The sequence below is a fragment of the Stenotrophomonas maltophilia group sp. Smal17 genome (assembly GCF_030237045.1).
Taxonomy (GTDB): domain Bacteria; phylum Pseudomonadota; class Gammaproteobacteria; order Xanthomonadales; family Xanthomonadaceae; genus Stenotrophomonas; species Stenotrophomonas forensis.
Genome location: NZ_JASJSU010000117.1, coordinates 1 through 6,614, shown reverse-complemented (window position 1 = coordinate 6,614; position 6,614 = coordinate 1). Strand labels below are relative to the sequence as shown.

Annotated in this window: 6 protein-coding genes; 2 read left to right on the top strand and 4 right to left on the bottom strand. The window is 68.4% G+C overall.

All coding sequences use genetic code 11. The features are described 5' to 3' along the window. Positions 1-49: 49 nt before the first annotated feature. The 3 genes from QRO93_RS19650 to QRO93_RS19640 all read right to left on the bottom strand — a co-directional run bounded on the left by QRO93_RS19650 (position 50) and on the right by QRO93_RS19640 (position 3,424). Positions 50-757 carry a 2OG-Fe(II) oxygenase gene (locus tag QRO93_RS19650; protein ID WP_053448365.1) on the bottom strand — a complete coding sequence of 236 codons (708 nt, stop codon included), beginning with the start codon at positions 755-757 and terminating at the stop codon, positions 50-52. 106 nt (positions 758-863) lie between these two features. Continuing rightward, positions 864-1,880 carry a class 1 fructose-bisphosphatase gene (locus QRO93_RS19645; RefSeq protein WP_053448366.1) on the bottom strand — a complete coding sequence of 339 codons (1,017 nt, stop codon included), beginning with the start codon at positions 1,878-1,880 and terminating at the stop codon, positions 864-866. A 341-nt stretch (positions 1,881-2,221) separates the two neighbouring features. Beyond that, positions 2,222-3,424, bottom strand: a complete 1,203-nt coding sequence (locus QRO93_RS19640; protein ID WP_053448367.1) for an amino acid aminotransferase — start codon at positions 3,422-3,424, stop codon at positions 2,222-2,224. 171 nt (positions 3,425-3,595) lie between these two features. On the opposite strand from QRO93_RS19640, the gene QRO93_RS19635 reads away from it, so the two are divergent. Next, complete coding sequence (locus QRO93_RS19635; RefSeq protein ID WP_180878545.1) at positions 3,596-5,686, top strand: TonB-dependent receptor domain-containing protein; 2,091 nt, start codon at positions 3,596-3,598, stop codon at positions 5,684-5,686. Between the two features lie 30 nt (positions 5,687-5,716). On the opposite strand, the gene QRO93_RS19630 is transcribed toward QRO93_RS19635, so the two are convergent. After that, positions 5,717-6,061: a hypothetical protein gene (locus tag QRO93_RS19630; RefSeq protein ID WP_053508091.1), complete on the bottom strand. Its 345-nt coding sequence runs from the start codon at positions 6,059-6,061 to the stop codon at positions 5,717-5,719. 146 nt (positions 6,062-6,207) lie between these two features. Here QRO93_RS19630 and QRO93_RS19625 point away from each other — a divergent pair, with 146 nt between their 5' ends. Continuing rightward, a complete protein-coding gene (locus QRO93_RS19625; RefSeq protein ID WP_285304330.1) occupies positions 6,208-6,606 on the top strand; it encodes a hypothetical protein in 399 nt (132 codons plus the stop codon). Positions 6,607-6,614: the final 8 nt, after the last annotated feature.

Sequence of the window (6,614 nt, the reverse complement as noted above, 5' to 3'; positions counted from 1 at the left end):
AGCAACCTCGACTCTACGGGGAATACAACGTAGTCGAGCAAGCTCGACGCTACGCCCCAAACAACTTCTGCGCGCTCTGGAACAGGATCCAGCTGGTGGCGATGAACTTGTCGCCGCCCTGCGGCCGGTTGCCGCGATGGGTGTGGGTGAACGCGGTCGGGGCTATCAGCAGGCTGCCGGTGCGCGGCGCGATCTTGCGGCCCTGGAACAGGAACTCGGTTTCGCCTTCCTCGAAGTCATCGTTGAGGTACAGCGTCCACAACACGTGCCGGTGCAGGGTCTCGGCCTGGGCGTCCTTCGGGTACAGCTCGCAGTGCCAGTACGGATAGCCGCCCTCGCCCGCCGCGTACCACTGCAGGTTGATCGCACCCGGGCGCAGGCAGGTGCGGGCCAGGTCGGCCAGCTGCTGCTGCGGCATGTCGGGGAAGTCCTCGGCAGACAGGCGTCGCGGCTGGCCATTGCTGTCCTGGATCTGCAACATCAGCGGAGCGATCAACGCCTGTGGATAACGGCGTAGATAAGTCAGCAGGCCGTTGAATACCGCGATCTGCAACTGCTGGTCGACATCCTGCCAGCCGTCCAGTCCACTGATGCGCAGATCCTTGCTGTGCTTGAGTTCCGGGAACACACCACTGCCCACCGCACCGGGCAGCAGGCCACGCGTTGCACGCATGCGCTCGACGATCGCCGCGCAGACGTCGCTGGGGACGGCATTGTGGATGACTTCGATGAAATCGACCGGGCCCTGCTCGTGCATGCGTGCATTCCTTAGGCGGCAACGGCTTGATGGTGCCGTTTGCCGCCTTCGGTGTCACCCCATGGTCATGTCATCGATCTGCCATGACCGTTGTCGGTGACGGCCCTCAGCCCTGCGCGTCGTCGTGCGCGTGGTGGTAGCGCACGGCTTCGGCCACTTCCTCGCGCGAGCCGAGGAACACCGGCACGCGCTGGTGCAGCTGGTCGGGCTGGATATCGAGGATGCGCTCGCGGCCGGTCCAGGCGGCGCCACCGGCCTGCTCGACCAGCAGGCCCATCGGGTTGGCTTCGTACATCAGGCGCAGCTTGCCGGCCTTGGACGGGTCCTTGTTGTCCCACGGGTAGATGAAGATGCCGCCGCGGGTCAGGATGCGATGCACGTCGGCGACCATGCTGGCGATCCAGCGCATGTTGAAGTTCTTGCCGCGTGCGCCTTCCTTGCCGGCCAGCAGGTCGCCGACGTAGGCCTGCATCGGCGCTTCCCAATGCCGCTGGTTGGACATGTTGATGGCGAATTCCTGGGTGGCCGCCGGGATCTGCATGTTCTCGGTGGTCAGCACGAACTCGCCCTTCTCGCGGTCCAGGGTGAAAGCGTGGGTGCCATGGCCGACGGTCAGCACCAGCTGGGTGCTGGGCCCGTAGATGCAGTAGCCGGCGGCGATCTGCTTGCTGCCCGGCTGCAGGAACGCGTCATCGCCCGGCAGTTCCACGTTGGTCGGGCAGCGCAGCACCGAGAAGATGGTGCCGACCGAGACGTTGACGTCGATGTTGGAGCTGCCATCGAGGGGATCGAACAGCAGCAGGAAGTCGCCACGCGGATAGATGTCCGGCACCGGCTGGCTGTGGTCCATTTCTTCCGAGGCGCAGGCGGCGAGGTGGCCACCCCAGGCGTTGGCTTCGAGCAGGATCTCGTTGCTGATGACGTCCAGCTTCTTCTGCGCTTCGCCCTGCACGTTGCCGGTACCGGCCTCGCCCAGCACGCCGCCGAGGGCGCCCTTGCTGACGGCGATGGAGATGCTGGTGCAGGCGCGGGCGACGACCGCGATCAGCTGGCGCAGGTCGGCATTGATGCGGCCGGCGTGCTGTTCCTGGATCAGGAAGCGGGTCAACGAAGTACGGGACATGAGCGGGCAGGTCTCGGCAGCGGGAAAACGCCTATTGTCGCCGGTCTGGCGGGGGCGTGCGTGACCGCGGGAAGGCGTAATCGTTTCCAGAGGCGTTGCGCTCGTGGCGCCTTCCTTCATGGAGGCACAGGGCGAGGTACACCGTGGCCAGGACACGCCGTAAACCCATCCATGGGGGCTCGGTCGGCGCATCCATGCGCCTCACGGTCCTGTCCACGGTGTACCTCGCCCTGCGCTTCAGGGTTCGCCGCGAGCGCGGTGGGTGTGGCAAAGGCAGGGGCAAATGCAAAAAACAAAGGCGCCTTTCGGCGCCTTTGTTTTCAAGCACGTGCAACGTTGTTTCAGCCCTTGGCGACGGTGGCCACGGCCTTGGCGACGTATTCCAGGTTGTTCTGGTTCAGTGCGGCCACGCAGATGCGGCCGGTGCCGACGGCGTAGATGCCGAACTCGTCGCGCAGGCGTTCGACCTGCTCACGGCTCAGGCCGGAGTAGGAGAACATGCCGGCCTGCTCGTTGATGAAGCCGAACTGCGGCGCACCGGCAGCGGCCAGCTTCTCGACCAGGCCGTGGCGCAGGGCATGGATGCGCTCGCGCATCTCGGTCAGCTCCTGCTCCCACATCGCGCGCAGGTCCGGGTTGGTCAGCACGCCGGCCACCAGCGCGGCACCGTGGGTGGACGGGCTGGAGTAGATCGTGCGGATCACGCGCTTGACCTGCGACTGCACGGCCTTGGCGTCCGCGGCGGTCGGGGCGACCATCGACAGCGCACCCACGCGCTCGCCGTACAGCGAGAACGACTTGGAGTACGAGTTGGCGACGATGAAGCTGTCAATGCCGGCCTCGGCGATGATGCGCACGGCGGCGCCGTCCTGCTCGATGCCCTTGTCGAAGCCCTGGTAGGCCATGTCGATGAAGGGGAACAGCTGCTTGTCTTTCAGCAGCTGCGCGACCTGCTTCCACTGGGTGACGGTGAGGTCGGCGCCGGTGGGGTTGTGGCAGCAGGCGTGCAGCAGCACCACGGTGCCGGCCTGCAGCTTGCCCAGGTCGGCCAGCATGCCGTCGAAATCGACGCCATGGGTGGTTGGGTCGAAGTAGGTGTAATCCACCACCTCGAAGCCGGCCGCGCTGAACACGGCGCGGTGGTTTTCCCAGCTCGGGTTGCTCAGCGCGACGGTGGCGTGCGGCAGCAGCTTCTTCAGCACGTCGGCGCCGACGCGCAGCGCACCGCTGCCACCCACCGTCTGCGCGGTGGTGACGCGGCCGGCGGCCAGCAGCGGCGAGTCCTTGCCGAACACCAGTTCGCGCGTGGCCTGCGTGTACGCCGGCAGGCCATCGATCGGCAGGTAGCCGCGCGGTTTGGCTTCAGCGGCGAGCTGCTGCTCGATCTGCTTGACGGCGCGCAGCAGCGGAATGCGGCCACTCTCGTCGTAGTAGATGCCCACACCCAGGTTGACCTTGGTCGGGCGGCTGTCGGCGTTGTACGCCTCGGTCAGGCCCAGGATCGGGTCGCCTGGGACCAGTTCCACGTTTGCAAAGAAGGACACGGCGGTACTCGTTCGGTAGACGGAAAGGGGGAGGAATTGCGCCACGCGGCTTGCGGCTTTCCAGCCGGAAACAGCCCATCGTAACAAAGCCTGCCGGGGCTGGCCGCCGCCATCGTCATCCCCGGGCCCGTACCATGGCGTGCGTTGCCGCCCGATCCATCAACCTGAATCATGAATCCCGCCGCACGACGCCATTGCCTGCCGCTGTCCGCCCTGCTGCTGTCGCCATTTGCCAGCATGGCCGAGCCTGCCCCCACCGCCCTGCCCGCCGTGCAGGTGCAGGCCGCACGCGTACCCGGCATCGACCCGTTCGCCCTGCCGGCCAGCCTGGACACGGTCTGGATCGACGCCCGCCGCGCCGGGGCCGGGGCGCAGCTGTCCGAAGCACTGGCCGGGGTGCCGGGCCTGGTCGCGCGCGACCGGCAGAACTTCGCGCAGGACACGCAGCTGTCGATCCGGGGCTTCGGCGCGCGCTCGACCTTCGGTGTGCGCGGGGTGCGGGTGCTGATCGACGGCGTACCGGCGACCATGCCCGACGGCCAGGGTCAGTTGTCGCATGCCAGCCTGCTCGGCGCCGAGCGCATCGACGTGCTGCGTGGGCCGTTCTCGGCGCTGTATGGCAACTCCTCTGGCGGCGTGCTGCAGGTGTGGAGCGCACAGGGCCAGGCCGGCGACCCGTGGCGGCTGCGCCTCAATGCCGGCGCCGACAACACGCTCAGTGTCGGCGCGCAACTGAAGGGTGCAGGCCACGGGCTGGACTACAACATCGCCGCCAACCACTTCCGTACCGATGGCTGGCGTGACCACAGCCGCGCGCGCCGTGAATCGCTCAACGCGCGCATCGGCGGTGAGCTGGGCGGTGGGCGGCTGGAGCTGCTGCTCAATGCGCTGGATGCGCCCGATGCGCAGGATCCGCTGGGCCTGACCCGCGCGCAGGTGGCGGCGGACCCGCGCCAGGCCACCGCCGTGGCACACCAGTACAACACCCGCAAATCGGTGCGCCAGCAGCAGGCCGGGCTGCGCTGGACCCGCGAGACCGGCGCGCAGCGCTGGCAGCTGATGGGCTATGCCGGCCAGCGCGCGGTGCGTCAGTACCTGCCGATTCCGCCGGCGGCCCAGGCCAATCCCCTGCATGCGGGCGGGGTGATCGACCTGGACGGAGGCTACGGCGGGCTGGACGCGCGCTGGGGCTGGCACGGCGATCTCGCCGGACGGCCGCTGGACCTGGTGGCCGGGCTCAGCGCCGACCGCCAGCGCCAGCACCGCACCGGCTACGAGAACTTCATCGGCAGCACGCTGGGCGTACGCGGGCAGCTGCGCCGCGACCAGATCGACGTCGTGCAGAACGTGGACCAGTTCGCGCAGGCCTGGTGGCAATGGAGCCCGCGCTGGTCGTTGCTGGCGGGCGTGCGCCACAGCAGCGTGCGCTTCGAATCGGACGATCGCTACATCACCGGCCGCAACCCGGACGACAGCGGCCGCCGTCGCTACCAGGCGACCACCCCGGTGGCCGGCATCAGCTTCGAGGCCAGCCCGCAGTGGCGCCTGCACGCTGCCGTTGGCCGCGGCTTCGAGACGCCTACCTTCAACGAACTGGGTTACCGCGCCGACGGTCAGGCGGGACTGGCACTGGATCTTGCCGCCGCGCGCAGCCGCTCCGTGGAAGTGGGCAGCAAGTGGCACGCACAGGATGGAACCCAGCTTGATGTCAGCCTGTTCCGTGCAGATACCGACGATGAGCTGGCTGTTGCCAGCAATATCGGCGGACGCAGCACCTATCGCAACATTGGCCGTACCCGTCGCCAGGGGCTGGAACTGCAGTACCGCCAGCCGCTGGCCGAGCAGCTGGAACTGCAGCTGGCCTGGACCTGGCTGCAGGCGCAGGTGCGCTCGCCCTACCTGACCTCCAATACCGTGGTTACCACCGGCAGCCGCCTGCCCGGCGTGCCGCGCCAGCAGGCCTTCGCCCGGTTGCAGTGGACGCCGGGCGACTGGCAGTGGGCGCTGGAAGCCAATGCCAGCAGCGACACGGTGGTGAACGACGTGGCCACCGAGCGAGCGCCGGGCTTCGCCCTGCTGCATCTGGAAGGTGGCCGCCGCTGGACCCTGCCCGGCGGCGAGCTGCGTGCCTTCGCCCGGCTGGAGAACGTGCTGGACCAGGCCTACATCGGCTCGGTGATCGTCAACGACGGCAACGGCCGCTTCTACGAGCCCGGACCGGGGCGGCGGTCCAGCGTGGGACTGCAGTGGTCGTGGCGCTAGGCGGGTCGTGGCACTGGGCGGCACGACCCGTCAATCGGGCGCCTTGGCCGGCACGAACGGTGAGGTCGGGTCGCTGGCCGGGAAGGTTTCCTCCAGTGCCTCGTCCTGGTTGTCGCTGGCCCGCTGCTTGCGCTCGCGGCGCTTGAGCGGGCTTTCCTGGCCGCCGCGATGGCGGTCGCCGCCGTCCTTGCGGTCCTGGGCCGCCTGTTCAGCCTCATGCTTCACCGGCAGGTGCTCGTCGCCCTGCGCGGCATCGAAGAAGGGGGCCCCGGTACCGCGGTAGTCGGCAGTGTCGGCGTCGCGCTTGCCACGCTGCTCGCCGGCAATGGGCGGGTGGTTTTCCCGCAGCGGGTCTCGGGAGGTTTCACGGCTCATGGTCTGGCTACCTGCGCTCGGGGCCTCCACTACACCGCCAGCAAGGTAAAGCCGCCGCGAACCTGGCGTCATGAACATCTCGCTCACCCGCTGGTAACGGCACCGCGCGTATTCCTGCCCACCCGCCCCCGCTGCAGGAGCCGGCCATGCCCCGTCTTGAACGACACGCACCGTCCGTGTTCAACGCCCTGCTCGATCCGCTCGGCCAGCGCACCGCGCAGCGCCGCACGCGTCGCCATGAAGACCCGCAGGCGGTGGCGCAGGACTACCTGCAGTACATGCTCAGCGATTACGAGGAGCGTCGCGGGCCCGGCCATCGCAACTGGCGTGACCTGTGCCCGGTCTATGCCTTCGCGCTGACCACCCACGCCGCCGACTGGCCGCGCGGTGACGCCGCCGATACCTGCGAGGAACTGGCCGAGCACTGGGAGCAGATGCGCGGGCAGTCGCGGCTGAGCTGGTCGCAGGCGCGGCCGGTGGTGGAAGACGCCTGGCGTGCGCTGGACCATATTCCGGCAGCGGCAGTGCGGCCACTGCTGCAGTAGTGGGGGGG

Coding starts and splice junctions, on each gene's coding strand:
- QRO93_RS19650 (WP_053448365.1), bottom strand. CDS start 757: ATGCACGAGCAGGGCCCGGTCGATTTCATCGAAGTCATCCACAATGCC.
- QRO93_RS19645 (WP_053448366.1), bottom strand. CDS start 1,880: ATGTCCCGTACTTCGTTGACCCGCTTCCTGATCCAGGAACAGCACGCC.
- QRO93_RS19635 (WP_180878545.1), top strand. CDS start 3,596: ATGAATCCCGCCGCACGACGCCATTGCCTGCCGCTGTCCGCCCTGCTG.
- QRO93_RS19630 (WP_053508091.1), bottom strand. CDS start 6,061: ATGAGCCGTGAAACCTCCCGAGACCCGCTGCGGGAAAACCACCCGCCC.
- QRO93_RS19625 (WP_285304330.1), top strand. CDS start 6,208: ATGCCCCGTCTTGAACGACACGCACCGTCCGTGTTCAACGCCCTGCTC.